Source organism: Roseimarinus sediminis (genome assembly GCF_050433125.1).
In the GTDB taxonomy this organism is placed as follows: domain Bacteria; phylum Bacteroidota; class Bacteroidia; order Bacteroidales; family Prolixibacteraceae; genus Roseimarinus; species Roseimarinus sediminis.
In genome coordinates this window covers 305,419-323,588 of the sequence record NZ_JBNPXV010000004.1, presented here as the reverse complement: position 1 = coordinate 323,588, position 18,170 = coordinate 305,419, and the positions used below count along the sequence as shown (strand labels likewise).

Genomic DNA, 18,170 nt, shown 5'->3' with positions numbered 1-18,170 from the left:
GTTAAATTTTAGTATGCTAATAAATCTTTAACAGCCTGAATTATTTTTTCAGTGTTGGGTAATATTGCTTTCTCAAATATTGGGTTAAAGCCAACGGGTGTATAGGGCGATCCAACACGTTTTACCGGACCATCGAGGTATTCAAAGGCTTCTTCCATAATGATTGAAGTGATTTCGGACCCAAAACCGGCGAACACTTTGTCTTCGTGAACAACCAGTGCCTTGTTGGTTTTTTTCACTGATTCAAGAATGCTTTCCTTGTCGAGCGGAATGAGCGAACGCAGGTCGATCACTTCTACCTCGATGCCTTCGCTGGCAAGCTTTTCAGCTGCTGCAAGGCTGTGAATGAGCGTATTTCCATAGGTTACCAACGTTAGGTCATTTCCTTCGCGGCGGATTCTGGCTTTTCCAAAAGGTACTTCGAAATCGTCGGGTACCGGAGCGGCCGCCTGTGGTGCATTGTACAGTGCTTTGGGTTCCATAAACACGGTCATTCCTTTTGATCGCATTGCAGTACGAAGCAATCCGGCTGCATCGTCGGCAAAAGTTGGGTAAACAATCCGCACACCGGGAATGGTTGCAAGTGCTCCTTCGATGTTTTGTGAGTGGTAAAGTCCCCCACCGATGTATCCTCCCGAAGCCAGACGGATGGTCATATTGGGTACAAACTGACCATTTGAGCGCCAGTAATCATGACTTGAGTCGACATACTGCTCCATGGCTGGCCAGAAATAATCGGCAAATTCGGCGCCTTCGATTACCAGTTTGATTTTATCGCTGAAGCGGCTCATGCCATTGGCTGTACCAACAATGTAATCTTCGGCTATGGGGGCACTGAACACTCTTTTCTCACCAAATTCCTTCTGCATTCCCTTGGTTACATTAAATGCACCTCCTTTGTCCTTATTGGCAACATCCTGTCCCCAGATAAAAGTGTCAGGATTTTCACGGAATTCCTGTTTCAGCGTCTCATTGATTGCTTCTACCAGTTTCTTTTTATCACCCTGGTAATTGTGCAGTCCTTCAGGGTATTTTTCAGCTTTGTAAGGCTCGGGCATCACAAAATCGAAGATGGTTTCCGGATCGGGATCGGGAGCCTTCATTGCTTTTTTATGGGCATCCTTTACGACGGCTTTTGCATTTTCTTCGATCGCTGTCAGCTCTTCTTCGGTAAAACGTTCATACCTTAACAGCATACGCCGGAATTTTTCGAGCGGATCGTATTCGCGCACATAATTCCGTTCGTGTTCGGTGCGGTAAAGTTCGTGCCGGTCGGAGTTTGAATGGGATTCGATACGAACACAGTTGGCCTGAAGTATAACGGGCTCGCCTTTTTCCAGTATGTGCTTTTTAGCTTCTGCCATGGCGTTCATTGAGTCGAAAATATCTTTTCCGTTACAATGAATGATGCGCAGGTTTTTAAAACTAGCAAAGTTATTGGCTACTTTTCGGGTTGCTGTTTGCATGTGTTTGGGTACCGAAATACCGTATCCATTGTCCTGCAAAACAAAAAGAACCGGAAGTTTTTCACGCGAAGCGCCATTGATTGCCTCGTATACATAGCCTTCGGAAGTGGCAGACTCACCGTGTGAGGTGATCGAAATTCCCTTATGGCCATAGTATTTCATGGCACGGGCTACTCCTACCGCATGCAGGTCGTGGTTACCGGTACACGATGAAACATTGTGAATGTTCCATTCGGGTTTGGCAAAGTGATTCGACATGTGGCGGCCTCCTCCAGCCACATCGGTGGCTTTAGAAATTCCGTTAAGAATGATTTCTTCGGCAGTAAGTCCTGCTGAAAAACAACTCATCATATCACGATAATAAGGGAAAAAATGGTCGGTTTCCTTATCGAAATGCTGACCTATGGCAAACTGAATTCCATCGTGACCGGCATACGGAGCATGATACGACCAACCAATGGCCTGTTTAAGGTAGTTGGGAGCTCTTTCATCGAGTCGTCGTCCAACAACCAGTGTAGTGTACCATTTCTGAAGCGTTTCCTTATCTACGTTCTTTATTGTGTACTTTTTCGGATAAATACTACTCATGGTTTGTTTTAAATTTTTCGGTTGATATCAAATTCTTCAAGAAGGTCGGCAATCCTGCGGAGGAAAGCTCCACCCAGCGCTCCGTCAACGATTCGGTGATCGTACGATAGCGAAAGAAACATTTTGTGTCGTACCACGATGGCATCGCCGGTTGGTGTTTCCAAAACAGCTGGTTTTTTCTCAATGCTACCTGTTGCCAGAATAGCTACCTGTGGCTGATTAATAATTGGCGTACCAATGATGTTTCTGAAAGAACCAAAGTTGGTTATACTAAAGGTTCCACCGCTTATTTCGTCGGGCGAAAGTTTGTTGTTACGCGCACGGTCGGCCAGATCGTTGAGTGATGAAGTAAGGCCCACCAGATTTTTTTGGTCAGCATCCCTGATCACAGGAACAATGAGATTTCCATCGGGCTTGGCTACGGCAATTCCAACATTCACTTTTCCGCGAAGAATCATTTTATCTCCATCGACCGAGGCATTCACCATTGGAAATTCACGGAGAGCAGTTGCAACCGCTTCGGTAAATACCGGCATAAAAGTGAGTTTTTGCCCGTATTTCTTCTGGAATTCATCTTTGGCTTTCTGACGCCACAGTACAAGGTTGGTAACATCAGCTTCGACAACCGAAGTTACATGAGGAGCCGTTTGTGCAGAATTAACCATGTGATCGGCAATCAGTTTGCGTACACGGTCCATTTCGACAATCTGGTCTTCGGCACCAATTGAAACAGGAGCCTTAGCAGCCGGTTTTGAACTACTTTCTTCTTTTTCAGCCTTACTGGCGGTTTCCTTCTTATCAGCTTTTTCTTTTTCAGGCTGATTATTATTCTCGAGATATGCAAGAAGATCCTTTTTTTGAACTCTTCCATTAGCCCCGCTACCTTCAATGCTTTCAAGTTCATCCATTGAGATGTTTTCTTCCTTAGCAATTGAACGTACCAATGGCGAATAGAAACGGGTAGCACCTTTTAGTTTGTCAGTTTGATCCTGATCAGATGCCTTATGTTCATTCTTTTCAGTTGATTCCGTGTTTTCTTTTTCCCCGCTTGTGTTGTTGGTCGCTTCTACTTCCTCTTCGCCTTCATCTTCAGTTTTAATTAATGCAACCAGCTCCCCAACAGGAACAACTGCATCAACATCGAACAATATTTTGGACACAACACCATCGACCGGTGATGGAATTTCCGAATCAACCTTTTCTGTGGCTATCTCAAAAAGCAGATCTTCTTCTTCGACCTTGTCGCCTTCTTTGACGAACCACTTCGTTATGGTTGCTTCCTGCACACTTTCACCCATTTTGGGCATGAGTACTTTAAATTCAGACATGTTCTATTTCATTTAAAATTCTTAACATATTAACAGCAATCGTTAGGGAATGTTTTAAAAAAAATGAAATAGTATTTATCATTTTAAATTACAGATATTTGCAGGCTAAATTTCAGCGTAAAAACCAATAAAATACTTGAAAAATACAGGGCAAAAACAGTAAATTGCCATCTCTGGATAGCAAAAAAAACAGCGGCGCTGATGTTATTAGCTTAAGGTGTTGTTTATTAGACGTATAAGATGGATTGTCTGACCAATGTACGTCGTCGAGGGTAAAAATGAAGTAGATTTTAATAAAGCAAAAGAAAGCACCTTCTAATTTACAGGCAATTGGTTGATGTTAAAAGGTACATAGCTAATGGCTTCAGGATCAAAATAATTGAACAAATCCTGTTCAGGCCATGAATCAACTTTTTTTAGTATTCTGCGCATTGTCCGGTTAATGTCATCGTAAAAACCGGGTCCCTGCCAGTTGCTTGTATTGCTAAGGAAAATCCATATCAAGCCGTCATTCCGCCGGTGTATCATGGCGGTAGTACCTGCAAAGCTGCCGGTCCGATACCAATATCCACTAACGCTTTCCCCCCATCCTATTGGTTTTCCAAGGGCACCTGTCATTTGCGCGATGCTTTCTTTTTTCAGCATGTCAGGTACCTTGTCGAAACCATCAATCAGGGTGATGAATCTTGCCAGCTCCGGGGCCGATGCAAGCCAGGCTCCGGCTGCTCCAAGCAGACGTACATCATTTCCGCCGTTTGATTTGGCGAGCAGGGCCTTACTGCCATCGCAGGCTGGTATTTTTAGCGATCCCTCCTGTTCATAATATCTGACTTCATTAGGGAAATGTGCTTGCTCGGTGTTGTGTGCCAGGTGCATATCGTAAATTCCATTTGGAAAAAGCAGCTGAAATTTTACGTAATCTTCATAAGGCATTCCACTTACGCGTTCAATAATTGCCCCCAAAAACATGTAGGCAATGTTTGAATAGCTGTACATGGTGCCCGGTGGATACATTAAGCGTCGTTTAATAACAAATTGCAGATAGCTGTCGATGGTAGCAGGTGGTTCATGACCAACTTTACGGGCAATGTCGAGTGGATGAAAGGCCGGATCGCCGTAACGTTGTGTCCAGCCGGAAGTATGATTCAACAGGTGGAGTATTTTTATTTTTTTCAGATTGGCATCCTTAATGTTTAAATATTGATCATCGTTGAAAATTCCTTCTGGCCCGAATACCTTGTCATCGAGGCTGAGCCGCCCTTCTTCAACAAGTTTCATAATGGCCACCGCTGTAATTAGTTTGGATACACTGGCCAGGCGAAAGAGATGTTCTGGTGAAGCTTCAATATTCTGTTCTTCATTGGCAAATCCATAAGCCCGGGTAAAGACCAGCTGCTCGTCTTGTACTATTGCCAGGGATACACCTTTCAGTGCCGATCGTTCCATAAAGCGTTCAATTTGACGGTCGATGTACGGACTGTCGTTAAATTCGCTTTTCTCGTTACTGATTCGTTGGTTGATAGGTTTTACCAGTTCTTCCGGAGTAAAAAAACCCATACTACTTACCCGCTCATGTGAAAATGGCGTGTACACAAGCATGCTAATTAAAAGTACGAAAGATTTTATGGTCAATCTCTTCATTAAAATACTGACAATGAGGGCTGATTACAATTGTAAACCGCCGATTATTTCGCTAACTGAATTCATTTTATGCCTTGTCAGGTATTGCTCAATACCCTGAATAATTTCAATGCTGATGTGGGGATTAATAAAATTGGCAGTACCAATCTGAACAGCAGAAGCACCTGCCAGCATAAATTCAATGGCATCGGTTGCATTCATGATTCCCCCCATCCCTATTACAGGTACTTTAACAGCTTGCGCTACCTGCCATACCATGCGTAATGCAATGGGTTTAATGGCTGGTCCCGAAAGTCCGCCTGTAACAGTAGAAAGTACCGGTGTTCTTTTTTCGGCATTAATCGCCATTCCTAAAAAGGTATTTACCAGCGACACACTGTCGGCCCCTTCTGATTCAACCGCTAATGCGATGTCGGCAATATTGGTGACATTGGGTGAAAGCTTAACGATGAGCGTTTTATCATACACTTTTCGCACGGCCCTGGTAACCTGTTCAGCCATGGGGCAACTGGTTCCAAAGGCCATTCCGCCTTCTTTTACATTCGGACAAGAAATATTTAATTCAATGGCAGCAATCTTATCCAGTTCATTGATTCGCTCGGTTAATTCGATGTACTCTTCAACAGTTGAGCCATTTACATTAACAATTACATTGGTGTCGTATTTAGCAACATGAGGATAAATGTGCTTGCAAAAGTAGTCTGCTCCTTTGTTTTGCAGGCCTACAGCATTCAGCATTCCCGATGGAGTTTCGGCCATACGTGGATAGTCATTTCCTTCGCGGTGATGCAGGGTGGTACCTTTTAGCAAAATTCCTCCCAGATCGCTTACATTGATAAAGTCGTCGAATTCAACACCATTTCCAAAGGTTCCTGATGCCGACATCACCGGGTTTTTTAACACCAACTTTCCAATATTAACTTTTAAATCTGCCATTCAAGATCATTTATATTGAACACGGGACCTTCGGTACAAACGCATTGATTGCCGGTTTTAGTCTTTGTAACGCAACAAAGACATACACCATAACCACAAGCCATCATATTTTCAAGTGAAACTTCGCAATCGATGTTCAGTTGTTTTGCTTTTTTAGCTACAGCCTGCATCATTGGATCGGGTCCACAGCAATAAATACGGTCAATATGCTTTGATTGATTGAGTATTGGATGGTCGGTTACAAAGCCCGGAATTCCCAGCGAACCATCGTTGCTGGTTAATAAGAGTTCGCCATGTTTTGAGAATTCGTCGAGAAGAATATGATCTTCAGCTGAACGGGCTCCCAGTAGTATAATGACTTTGGCACCAATTTCTTTCGACTCCCTTGCCATTTGCATCATGGGAGCAATTCCAACGCCTCCCCCAATTAATAAAATGGTTTCGCCCTTTTGAGGACTTGAAAATCCATTTCCAAGTGGAAACAGCACATCAAGTCGTTCACCGGCTTTTGCCCTGCTTAGATGAAAGCTACCTTCACCTACGGTCTTTACCAAAATAGAAAAGGAATTGTTGCTGTAATCAACATCATGAACCGAAAATGGCCGGCGCAGGAAAGTTGTCGAGGCATCTTTAACCCTGATGTTTACAAATTGTCCTGGTCGTATGGGTTCAAGAGCTTCTTCAGTTTGAAGAGTTATCAGATAATTGTCGTGATTGAGCTGTACATTTTCTGTTACCAGCAAATCACCAACTTTTTTCTTCATCCGCAAATATTGTTTATTGATGCAACAGGAATAAAATGAGCTGCTTATCTACTTCCAGCTGCTTACCTGTATTCGTTTATTTTTAATTGCGGCAAAGATACTACAATTATTTTGCAGGACGAAAATCTTCGAAAGTGTGGTCGTTATAAAATATCAACACCCTTACCACCTCTTTGTCCTGCTCCGCCTTAAGCGGCTCGTTGGCAGGTTCAGGTTGATACTGTTCATGTACAGTGTTATCAATGGTTTGCGGTGGTTTACCTGCCGGCTGTTCATTTACTGGCTGAGTGCTTGCAACTGTTGAAAACAAATCTTGTTCAATGGCTTTGTTTTCGGACTCATGCGGTGATTTATCGTAAATTTTACCCGACCCGGTCAACAACCATCTCGAATTAATGGAGGGATATGCTTCAAGTATTTTTTGAATAAAGGCAAACCCGGGATTATTTCTTCCATTTAATACATGGGAGACACTTGATCGTTGTACACCTATTTTATCAGCAAACTCGGCAGCACTTATTTGCTCGGCCTCTATGAATTCCAGTATTCGCTCACGCATACAGTACTTATGAAGGTTTTACATTTCTAAACAATTCCCGACAATCAACATGTTACAAATGTAGTTGAAATATTGTAAACAAGAAAACAGAAATGTAAACTATCTGGAATGTACAGATGTAACAGGGACATTGGGCCGCATATAAATCAAATCATTGTTTCATTGTCACTTAAGCCAAATTAGACCACGTGAAGTAATATTTGATGTAATCACCATAAAATATCTGGAATAGAGTGCTATAGTCTTTTATTATACCGAAATAAGCGCCATTGTTGACAATTGTACACAAAAACAACAAATCAGTTAAACAATTATTACAAATAACACGCTTTTATCACTGGTTATTAGTTATTTGATGCCTTTAAAGTGCTTTTATATAATGACTGGTTTTAGTATTGTCTTTAGTGTAGAATTGTAAAGTGTTATCAGTTGTTTTATGTAAATAATCGCCCAGAAAGTAAATTACATAGGTGAATCACAAATGTAACTTATCATGCTACACTGCGCTATTTACATTTCTATATTGATTTTAGTGACAATGTTCAATTTCATTTTTTCAATCGAATGCTTCTTTTCAAAACATTGCTGAATAACGATAAGATGAAATTCATCTTCCACTCCAACAGATTTGAAGTTCTTTGCCAGACCAAGAACTTATTCAAAGTAAAGCAGTATTAAACCATCAGATTTGATTTTTCATTACACTGGACGCAGAAAACAAAAAATGTGCGATTCTCAAGACCTGAAAATCGCACATTTCGACTATTAACTACTATCCTGTCAGTATGTTAATCGACGATTACGACTGACAAAACCTATTTAAAAAATACATTTTAACGTAAAAGCTCCCAATCGCCGTCATAAATCAGTTCATTGAGAGGTCTGCGTTTTCTCTCTTCGCCTACTGGAACTTTCAGATCTTCATCGAAGATTTCGTTTTTATCGGGATAACCGGCTGCCACCATTACAACTGGTTCATAGATTTCAGGAATCTGAAAATTTTCGATCGCCTTTTCAGGATCATAACCTCCCATATTTCTCAAATAAATTCCCATGCTCATGGCCTGTAAAGTGAAGTTTCCCATGGCCAGACCAAGCTGATAATCGACGTGCGAACGATTTTTATTCGTATTGGGATCGGTTTTTTGAACCAGTGCCAACATTAGAAAGGGTGCATTAGCGACCCATTTCTGATTCGATTCACTTAAACAATCAAAAAGTTTATTCCAGCGCCCGCTATCTTCTCTAACAGCATAAATAAAGCGCCACGGTTGATTGTTACGGGCCGAAGCTGCCCATCGTGCTGCCTCAAACAAGCTGGTTATTGTTGCCTCACTAAGGGCCGTGTTGGCATAAGCCCTTGGACTGTAGCGATCACTAATGTGCTTATTAATTTCGTTTTGTAACATCTGTTTTAAGTTTTTGGGTTAAACTATTAAAACAGACAATTCGAACGATGGTTTATGTTTAAAAGGTAAATTGAATATTGAAAAGAAAATCGAAGTGAAACGAGTTGTCGAACAAATAGGCCGAACGAATTCCCAGTTCAACAGGTGCAATAAAACCCAGGAGGTGCATGTTGGTACTGAGATCAATTCCGGACGATTGAAGTATCCCGCCATAGTCCGCACCAGTATCACTATTTTGGAGCTGACTGTAGTGTGTCTGGTCGTAAAAGACACTCATATTAAAACGCTTGAAGTAAGCAAGATGACCCAGCTGCCAGTCGGGATAAAACAGGGGAAGCTGGTATTCAGCACTTATGGTATAAAGCTTGTCGTTGCTCACATGAAGATGCCCACGGGCCACTCTGATGCGATCGGAAAATGCATATTCTGACCTGCTTCTCTGCTGATAGCCAGCATAGAGCGACAAACCGTGATTATTATGCAAGCCGGGCAAATAGGTGGTGGCTGCCAACGCATACATCGAACTGTTGCCGGCAATTCCTCCAAGTGAACGAATAAAAGCACCATCAAAAATGAAACCCAGATTAGGAAGCAGGTCCTGTTGAGACTGATGCATGATGTGGTAGAAATAAAGTCCGGCTTCCATCGCATGATAACTGCCATCGGTCCAACTTGCCGGAGCATCATCATTGGCTTTAACCGACGAAAGATTGTATCTGAGCCGTGGTTGAATTTTTGAAAAGAACCGTCCACGGCTCAAATTCAAAGGCAAATAAACGTGAAGATTGACATCGCTGTTTTTCCATCGGAAAGACTTAGAAATGGTATCGGTGCGAACTACCTCATGATTGGAATTGACATACTGATTGAGCTGCAAGTAGCTTGTTTCCCGAGGTCCGTGATCAATGCCAACATTCAGTACGGGGTACCAGCCCATGTATTTGAGATTGAGATAATATTCTCCTCGTTTCGAATTGTTAAAGTAACGGTACCCTGCAGTAAATTCCGTGGTACTGAGCATGTTTTGACTCATTACCGAAATTCCGGGATAAAGCCTGTAATGGTACGGATCGATTGAAACCGGAGCCCAACTGTGAAATTTAAACAATCTGGCAGTTTTGTTGTATTTTTCTGACTGATAGCTGATTCCATCATCGATAGAAAAATCAATTACCCCGGGCTCCTGACGTGCCAGCGTGTTTGCAATCGGATAATTAAATGGTATGCTATCGATGTTAACAAACTTAAATTGCAGTGAATCGACCGGAATACCAGCCAGCTGATAGCCTTTGGCAGTATAGGTACTAAAAACCAGTTCATTTTTAATGATTGCAGGATTGCTGAGTCCAAAGCGTGAAGCAACAAGCCTGAACAATTGTTTATTTTCATCCAGGAAATACAAGTCATCGACACCACTGTAGCCTGCAACAAATGCAAGCCCATTGTTCCATGCGATGGGATAGGCAATTTCCTGATTATTGTATGGAAAAACAACATTAAAACGCCCGGTTTCCAAATCGACTTTTCGAATGGACTTCTTGTTTTCGCGCATGGCCACTGTGTACAACACTTTCCCATCGGGACTCCATGAAGGGTTAATAAAGAAGTCGTTCTCTTTCGTTTTCAGCTCCTTTACAATTTTGCCACTTCCACGATCGATGACGATGAGCGAGAATTGATAACGGGCAACCTTTACCGCTGCAATGTATTCTTTATCAGGCGATAACACAGGACTAAACAGCGTGAAATCGTACCTGCGATTTTCATTCTTACGTGTATTAATATTAAATATTCGCAACAAGGAGCGGTCGTTGTGGTGCCAGCGCGGGTGAGCCAGTCTTTCACTCCAGATCAGCAGCTCATCCTGCTGCGATATTGAAGCCTTGAATGCAGAACCCGGAGTAAACAACTTTTCTTCACGACCGATTGAATCCAATACTACGAAACGGTCGATGTCATTCAATGATGAGCGAAGAGCAAGATATTTTTTATTGCCGAGTGGATATCCGTAACGATAATTGGTATAGGCCTCTTGTTTTGGCGATAGAAGCTGATAAGCAGTGGAAAATTTATACTTATCTTCTTCTCTCCAACGTTGTTCGAGGTAATTAAAAACGGTATCGTAGAGTTCTGTTTTATTCAAGCCAAGCGATTTTTTCAAACCCTGGTTAAAAGCAACAAAGCTGAACGGATGGGCTGCCACATGATGAACTACTTCATCCCAAACCGGCTTGTTGTAGAGCATGCGGGGCGTGGCAGTCATAAAATAGCCCATTTGATAGTGGTTGGGAACATGATCCTTGTACGATCCAAGATAAGCTTTACTGTAGGAGAATGGATTGTTTTCAACCAACTGAGCTTTCAATTCACGATGAAAAGCCGGAAATCGTCCCCTTCCACTGTTGCTAAGCCCTGTTTCGATGGCCACAGCATCGCCCTCGATGAACCAGAAAGGCAGATAAGCAGCGGTGATCAGTGCTGCTGCCTGTTCGCCAAAAAGAAAACGGAGTACACGGGGCATTTCCGACTCAATTTTACTTATTTGCACCATGTGTCTGAATTCATGAATGGCCAATTGTTCAAGCCAGTCCTGCGAATAAATTTCCGGATGCGGAGTGGTAAACATTTCGATCCGGCTGGGAGCCCAACCCAGAAAAGCATTCGATTTAACCGTTTCGGTGTGCAGTATGACCGATATTTTTTTAGGCTTTTGTTTCAGGGTAACGGTGGCATAATCGTACGATTTTTCCATCATCCCTGCGATGGCTTTTGCTTTTTCTTCAAATCCTTCAGGGAAAATTACCTCAAAATGAAGGCTTTCTATTCGTTTCCATTTTATGCCAGCACTGTTTTGCCCGTTATTGAAATACTGGGCATTTAGTACTGAAGCTGTCAGTAGAAAACACAAAAGGAGTATTAGTTGCTTCATTGTTTTGCGGTTCGCTTTGCTCAGATAATGGCGATAGCGCCTGATTTTTCAATAAAAAAAGCGATCAGTTAGCGATCGCTTTTTAAGATCATCTCATATAGAGCAGATTATGCATTTTGTGTTTCATCAACAAATACTCTTGCACCAAGATCCTTGTCGATCATAAACAAGCCCTGACCTTTGCCTTCAACCATTTTCAGGTTATCAATGATTTCCTGAACATTGGCTTCCTCTTCAACTTGCTCATCAACAAACCAGTGCAGCATGCTTCGGGTAGCATGGTCGCTCAGCTCAATCGAAATGTCCATCAGCTTGTTGATGGATTCTGTCACCATTTGCTCATGCTCAAGTACCCTTTCAAACAGGTTGATCACTGTTCCAAATTCGGTATCGACGCCGGCAATGGGTTGAAGCAATACCCTGGCATTTCGTTCATGCACATAGTCGAAAAACTTGTTGGCATGTGTTAGTTCTTCTTTTGCCTGAATTTTCATCCAGTTGGCAACACCCGGAAGTCCCAGGGTTTGAGCATAGGCACTCATCGATAGGTATAAGTAAGAAGAATACAGCTCCTTATTGATTTGCTCATTAAGCGCTTTTTCCATTTTTTCTTTTAACATCACTTTTCTTTTTATGGTTAAAATTGCTGTTCAATTTAATAATTTGACTTCATATTTCAAGCACTTTTATCTTTAATTAACCATTAAAATCGAGGTTAAACCTGTTTTTCAACAGAGCAAGTGCCGGATTTTTCTGGATCATGGCTTTCATTTTCTGTTCATCGGTTAATATTTTCTTTTCATTCGATGATTTAAGAAGCTGAATGCGCACATCGATCAGCGAGTTTTTTAACAAGCGCCGCAGGTAGCCCATTATTTCTGGTTTGAGCAAACGCAGCTTGTCTTGTTGCACTGAGTTTTCAACATTTATTTGCACGACATAGTTTTCGCGCAATACCGGTTTATTCACGAGTGTATTGTACAGATGTAACTGATCGGAATATTTTTCGGCTATGGCAGGCCACACTTCAAGGAGTTCTTTTTCCGAAAATGGGGTATTTGTTTCTACTTCTTCTTCCTTGAACTGTTTTTGCGCAAGCGGTTTGACTTCAGTCTCGCCATCACCGGTTTTACCCGATAAGGCACCAGAAATCGACGGGGTGCGCAATTCTCCGGCTTTTTTACGTTGAATACTTGGCGTACGGGCAATTCCATTTGGTGCTGCACTTTTTGCAGTACTGGCTACTTTCGTTTGATTAACTGCCGGATTGGTGGAAACAACTGCATTAAAAATCGGATCGAGTACCTTGTTGTTCTTAGCTGAACTTACTTTTTTTTTTGAGTGATTTGTGCAATTTTAATCAGGGTCAGTTCAACCAGAAGTCGCTTGTTCTGACTGGCTTTATAATTCAGATCACAAGCATTGGCCTGATCAAGTGCTTCAATTAAGAACTCATGTTCACACGATGTAGCTTGTACTTTGTATTTTTCCTGTATTTCACCTCCCACTTCTAGCAATCGATAAGTCGACGGATCTTTACAAACCAGCAAGTCGCGGAAATGGGTGCTTAAGCCTGAAATGAAATGATGTCCATCGAAACCATAATCCAGAATTTCACCAAAAGTGGTCAGGATTTCAGGAACCTGCCCTTTGAGGAAATAATCAGTCAGTTTGAAATAGTAATCATAATCAAGTACATTCAGGTTGCTGATCACATCCTGATAAGTAATTTTCTTTCCCGAAAAGCTGACAATCTGATCGAAGACCGAAAGCGCATCACGCATGGCTCCATCGGCTTTATGTGCAATTACATTTACCCCGGCCTCGTCTATTTCAACTTCTTCCTTGCCGGCCACTTCGAGCAAATGAGACGATATGTCGGCAATTTTGATGCGGTTGAAATCAAAGATCTGACAGCGTGATAAAATGGTTGGCAGTATTTTGTGCTTTTCGGTGGTAGCCAGAATGAAAATGGCGTGCTTTGGCGGCTCTTCAAGGGTTTTCAGAAAAGCATTAAATGCCGATGACGACAACATGTGTACCTCGTCGATGATGTAAACACTGTAATGCCCCAATTGCGGGGGAACCCTTACCTGATCGATCAGGTTGCGGATGTCATCGACCGAATTGTTCGATGCAGCATCGAGTTCGTGTATGTTGTATGAACGGTTTTCATTAAATGCCTGGCACGATTCACACTGATTGCAAGGCTCATGATCGGCAGTAATGTTTTGACAGTTGATGGTTTTGGCATAAATACGTGCACAGGTTGTTTTGCCAACCCCGCGAGGACCGCAAAACAGGTAAGCATGTGCCATGTGCTGATTACGGATGGCATTTTTTAAAGTCGCTGTAATCGACTGTTGCCCAACAACGCTTGAAAAAGTCGAAGGGCGATATTTACGCGCAGAAACTATAAATTCGTTCATCGAAGCATACAATTTGGGTTCAAATATAGAAATAAGCTCATTAAAATCAGCCTTGCTTATTGATGAACTTATTAACATTTGTCGGCTATCGCCGATGCAATCTCTGGTTGAATGTAAACAATCGGGGCAATGAACGGGTTTATTAGCTTTAATCTAAAAATAAAAAACAATGAGATCGATAATTTTCATTCTGGCCGCTTTTCTTGCTTTTACACTGGGAGCCCGGGCCGGAAACAATTTGCATTCATTTAAGGTAAACGACATTGAAGGAAATGTATACGACCTGGCACAGTTGAAAGGAAAAAAGGTACTAATTGTTAATACCGCTTCAAAATGCGGATTAACTCCTCAGTACGAGGATCTTGAAAAACTTTACCAGCAATACAGGGACGATAATTTTGTGATCATCGGTTTTCCTGCCAATAACTTTATGAAGCAGGAACCCGGCACCGATGAGGAAATCGCTGAATTTTGTCAGAAGAATTATGGCGTAACTTTCCCGATGATGTCGAAGATATCGGTAAAGGGCGACGATATTCATCCCTTGTACCAGTGGCTAACAAGTGAAGCAGATACAGAGATTCAATGGAATTTTCAAAAATTCATGATTGATGAAGAAGGCCGGCTGGTTGGTTTTGTTTCACCCAAAACAAAGCCCTTTGACGAGAAAATCATCAGCTGGATAGAAGAATAAAACCGAAAGTTACTGCCAAAGACAACACTTTGTTGATCGTACTTTACGGAACAATATTTATAAATGGTACAGCAAAAAACTATCTTTGCCTGTACCATTTTTTTACGTCAATAATAAATCCCGGCTTGTTCCTACTGCCGATTTTTATTAACAAAGCAACGAATAACAAACTGTAAAAGATATGAATAAAAGAGGTTTTGCAAGCGACAACAATTCGGGTGTTCATCCCGATGTACTGAATTCACTTCAAATGGTTAATAGTGGTCATGTAAGTGGTTATGGCACTGATCGCTACACAGAAAAAGCCATTGAATTATTTAAGCAGCAATTTGGTGAGGACATCGATGTTTATTTTGTGTTTAACGGCACAGGAGCCAACACGCTGTCAATCAATACACTCACCCACTCTTTTCATTCTGTCATTTGTCCGTCGACCGCTCATATTATGGTGGACGAATGTGGAGCTCCTGAAAAAATTTCGGGCTGTAAGCTGATTCCGATTGAAACAAATGATGGAAAACTCAGTCCCGAATTAATACGACCCCACCTTCATGGCTTCGATTTTGAGCATCATGCACAGCCTAAAATCATCTCTATTTCGCAGGTAAGCGAACTGGGTACCCTTTACACCGTCGATGAAATAAAAGCAATTACAAAACTGGCTCATCAGCACAATATGTATGTGCACATGGACGGAGCAAGAATTGCCAATGCTGCAGTAGCCCTCGATCTTCCTTTTAGTGCCTTTACGCGCGATGCCGGAATTGACGTACTTTCGTTTGGCGGAACAAAAAATGGCCTGTTGATGGGCGAAGCTGTCGTATTTTTCAATCCTGCATTGTCGCAAAATGCCAAATATTTCAGAAAACAATCGGCTCAGTTATTTTCAAAAATGCGTTTTGTTTCGGCCCAGTTTATTGCCTATTTTGAAAATGAACTGTGGAAGAAAAATGCAACACATGCCAACCGCATGGCAGCATTGCTGGCTGAAAAAGTTTCAGCCCTCGGAGTGAAAATTACGCAAAAGACCGAAGCCAACGGGATATTTGCCATCATCGACGATGATATTCGCGATGAACTGCAGAAACACTATTTCTTTTATCCCTGGAATGAAAATACACACGAAGTGCGCTGGATGACTTCTTTCGATACGACCGAAGAGGATATCAACAATTTTTGCCATACACTCGGGCAACTGTTGAAATGAGTCGCTTAACCTTCAGATATTATCCCGAGCCCCAGTCGGCTGAGCAAAGCAAGCTGGATAAAAAGATTTTTCGTTACAGTCTTTTTATCCCCCTTTTGATGTTGTTGCTCATGTGGCTGGTAAAATTTGCCGAGCTGGCCCTTGATGTCAGTTTTGTTGAATACGGAATGTTTCCGCGACATGCCAAAGGACTGACAGGAATCATTGCTTCACCTTTAATTCATGGCGACTGGCAGCATCTTATCGGAAATTCAACTTCATTTTTGGTATTGGCCACGGCCCTATTCTATTTTTATCGTAAAATGGCGCTGCGCATTTTCATTGTCAATTATTTGCTTTCGGGAGTTTTATTATGGCTTGGAGGGCGCGAGGTGTGGCACATAGGGGCCAGCGGAATTGTTTACGGTTTGGCTGCGTTTCTTTTATTTTCGGGTATTTTCAGACAGGATGTAAGGCTCTTAACCATTTCGTTAATTGTAATCTTTCTGTATGGAAGTCTTTTCTGGGGTTTATTTCCCATCGAAGAACACATTTCGTGGGATGGTCATTTAATGGGGGCTGTGTCGGGAGTTGTGCTTGCATCACTTTATTTCAGGCATGGGCCTCCCCGCAAGAAATTTGAATGGGAAGATGAACTGGAAGAAAATCAGGATGAATTGGACATTGAAAATCAGGTGTATCCTTTAAATGATGAACAAAGTGAGCGACATGATAATTGAAAACGCTGAATAATTTAATAACAAACCTGTGTTATTTTTATCGATCTTGAAGGTTTTCAATCGTTGTGGGTTGGCAAAAAAGACTATTTTTGTGCAAAAATTAAATCAGTTCTTTTAAATGATAAGCAGAAGAATCATCAGGATCAAGGCAATGCAGGCACTTTATGCATTCCATTCATCACCCGATCAGACGATTAAACAGGCTGAAAAGGAGCTTTTTCACAGCATTAACCGCTCCTACGATTTGTACCATTTATTGCTTCAGCTATTGGTCGATCTTCAACAGTATGCCGCTGATCGAATTGAAATCAAGCGTCACAAACAAATTCCTACCGCTGAGGATTTAAATCCAAACACCAAATTAATTAAAAACAGTATTTTAACTAAAGTTGCCGAAAACATTCCGCTTCAGGATTACAACGAAAAGGCAAAGTTAAGTTGGAATGACCATCCGGAGTTAATCAAAAAGCTGTACAATCAACTTATTGAATCAGATTTTTATCAGGAATACATGTCGAATACCGAAAATTCGATTTCGGAAGACCGTAAACTGGTAGAATTCTTTTTTGTTGAATTGGTAATAAATTCGGAAGACATTTATCAATTGCTTGAAGAAGAAAGCATTTATTGGAACGATGACATTGAGTTTGTAATCAGCATGATTCTGAAAACATTGCGTAAATTCAAATTGTCGACGCCTGAATTTAAAAGTCTGATGCCGCTTTTTAAAGATGAAGAAGACATCGATTTCACAAAGAAGCTTTTAAGAAAAGCCATCCTAAGCAGTGAGGAACACCGCGCAATCATCAAAGAACATTTACGTAACTGGGACCTCGAGCGCGTTGCATTTATCGACGTGCTCATTATGGAAATGGCCCTGTGCGAATTCCTCTACTTCCCCTCCATTCCAACCAAAGTATCGCTCAACGAATACATCGACCTGGCAAGGTATTACAGCACTGCCAAGAGCCGGACTTTCATCAATGGAATTCTGGATAAGATTCTGAAAACACTGAAAGACCGTGGTCAGATACAGAAAGCAGGAAGAGGATTGATAGGCGAAAATGAATAAGTACCTGCAAATAGTCTGTTTGCTTCTGTTTGTTGTGGGATGTAAATATCAGGGGCAACAACAGGTTCAGATAAAAAAATCGGAAGAAGGGATTCCAAAGTTTGCTGTTCAGCCAGAAATACATAATTTTGGAGAAATCGAAAGTGGCGAGATTCTTTACTATTCATTTAAAGTAAGTAATTTGGGCAGCGGAATTTTAAGCATCGATTCGATTGATGCCGGATGTGCATGCATAGAGGCACATTGGCCCGAAGTAAAACTTCTTCGGGGCGAGCAGGAATATTTGCAAATTGTATTTAACTCGGCAGGCGAATGGGGAAAGGTTTTAAAACCAATAATTGTATACAGCAATGGGCTTCCCGGACGCCATGAAATTTTTGTAGGAGCAAAGGTAAATAATCAACTTTTTAATTAAGGAATACAATATGA

Annotated in this window: 16 protein-coding genes; 5 read left to right on the top strand and 11 right to left on the bottom strand. The window is 41.7% G+C overall.

Going from position 1 to position 18,170, the window contains the following annotated elements; genetic code table 11:
* Positions 1–8: 8 nt before the first annotated feature.
* The 11 genes from FHS86_RS07540 to FHS86_RS07490 all read right to left on the bottom strand — a co-directional run bounded on the left by FHS86_RS07540 (position 9) and on the right by FHS86_RS07490 (position 14,049).
* On the bottom strand, positions 9–2,054 hold the full coding sequence (locus FHS86_RS07540; protein WP_429412380.1) for an alpha-ketoacid dehydrogenase subunit alpha/beta: 2,046 nt from the start codon (positions 2,052–2,054) through the stop codon (positions 9–11).
* Positions 2,055–2,062: 8 nt separating this feature from the next.
* Positions 2,063–3,382, bottom strand: a complete 1,320-nt coding sequence (locus FHS86_RS07535; RefSeq protein ID WP_429412379.1) for a dihydrolipoamide acetyltransferase family protein — start codon at positions 3,380–3,382, stop codon at positions 2,063–2,065.
* Positions 3,383–3,697: 315 nt separating this feature from the next.
* Positions 3,698–4,975, bottom strand: a complete 1,278-nt coding sequence (locus tag FHS86_RS07530) for a serine hydrolase domain-containing protein (RefSeq protein WP_429412378.1) — start codon at positions 4,973–4,975, stop codon at positions 3,698–3,700.
* Between the two features lie 72 nt (positions 4,976–5,047).
* Entirely contained in the window at positions 5,048–5,959 is a 912-nt protein-coding gene (locus tag FHS86_RS07525; protein ID WP_429412377.1) for a dihydroorotate dehydrogenase, read from the bottom strand.
* On the bottom strand, positions 5,947–6,723 hold the full coding sequence (locus FHS86_RS07520; protein ID WP_429412376.1) for a dihydroorotate dehydrogenase electron transfer subunit: 777 nt from the start codon (positions 6,721–6,723) through the stop codon (positions 5,947–5,949). Before FHS86_RS07520 ends, FHS86_RS07525 begins: the two co-directional genes overlap by 13 nt.
* A 106-nt stretch (positions 6,724–6,829) precedes the next feature.
* Positions 6,830–7,282 carry a helix-turn-helix domain-containing protein gene (locus FHS86_RS07515; protein WP_429412375.1) on the bottom strand — a complete coding sequence of 151 codons (453 nt, stop codon included), beginning with the start codon at positions 7,280–7,282 and terminating at the stop codon, positions 6,830–6,832.
* Positions 7,283–8,115: 833 nt separating this feature from the next.
* Positions 8,116–8,691: a nitroreductase family protein gene (locus FHS86_RS07510; RefSeq protein ID WP_429412374.1), complete on the bottom strand. Its 576-nt coding sequence runs from the start codon at positions 8,689–8,691 to the stop codon at positions 8,116–8,118.
* A 58-nt stretch (positions 8,692–8,749) separates the two neighbouring features.
* Positions 8,750–11,620, bottom strand: a complete 2,871-nt coding sequence (locus FHS86_RS07505; protein ID WP_429412373.1) for a TolB family protein — start codon at positions 11,618–11,620, stop codon at positions 8,750–8,752.
* A 107-nt stretch (positions 11,621–11,727) separates the two neighbouring features.
* The gene (locus FHS86_RS07500; protein WP_429412372.1) at positions 11,728–12,240 is read right to left on the bottom strand and encodes a ferritin; all 513 of its coding nucleotides are present in this window, start codon (positions 12,238–12,240) and stop codon (positions 11,728–11,730) included.
* Positions 12,241–12,316: 76 nt separating this feature from the next.
* Positions 12,317–12,787 (bottom strand): hypothetical protein, encoded by a 471-nt coding sequence (locus FHS86_RS07495; protein WP_429412371.1) that lies wholly within the window; start codon positions 12,785–12,787, stop codon positions 12,317–12,319.
* Positions 12,788–12,945: 158 nt separating this feature from the next.
* Positions 12,946–14,049 carry a DNA polymerase III subunit gamma/tau gene (locus tag FHS86_RS07490; RefSeq protein ID WP_429412370.1) on the bottom strand — a complete coding sequence of 368 codons (1,104 nt, stop codon included), beginning with the start codon at positions 14,047–14,049 and terminating at the stop codon, positions 12,946–12,948.
* A gap of 169 nt (positions 14,050–14,218) precedes the next feature.
* Between FHS86_RS07490 and FHS86_RS07485 the strand changes: the two genes are divergently transcribed.
* The 5 genes from FHS86_RS07485 (at position 14,219) to FHS86_RS07465 (ending at position 18,156) form a co-directional block, all read left to right on the top strand.
* On the top strand, positions 14,219–14,743 hold the full coding sequence (locus FHS86_RS07485) for a glutathione peroxidase (RefSeq protein ID WP_429412369.1): 525 nt from the start codon (positions 14,219–14,221) through the stop codon (positions 14,741–14,743).
* 181 nt (positions 14,744–14,924) lie between these two features.
* Complete coding sequence (locus FHS86_RS07480; RefSeq protein WP_429412368.1) at positions 14,925–15,950, top strand: threonine aldolase family protein; 1,026 nt, start codon at positions 14,925–14,927, stop codon at positions 15,948–15,950.
* Positions 15,947–16,669, top strand: coding sequence for a rhomboid family intramembrane serine protease (locus tag FHS86_RS07475; RefSeq protein ID WP_429412367.1), 723 nt, complete (start codon positions 15,947–15,949; stop codon positions 16,667–16,669). The genes FHS86_RS07480 and FHS86_RS07475 overlap by 4 nt, the downstream gene beginning before the upstream one ends.
* A gap of 118 nt (positions 16,670–16,787) precedes the next feature.
* Positions 16,788–17,741, top strand: coding sequence for a transcription antitermination factor NusB (gene nusB, locus FHS86_RS07470; RefSeq protein ID WP_429412366.1), 954 nt, complete (start codon positions 16,788–16,790; stop codon positions 17,739–17,741).
* Positions 17,734–18,156, top strand: a complete 423-nt coding sequence (locus FHS86_RS07465) for a DUF1573 domain-containing protein (protein ID WP_429412365.1) — start codon at positions 17,734–17,736, stop codon at positions 18,154–18,156. The genes nusB and FHS86_RS07465 overlap by 8 nt, the downstream gene beginning before the upstream one ends.
* The last annotated feature ends 14 nt before the right edge of the window (positions 18,157–18,170 follow it).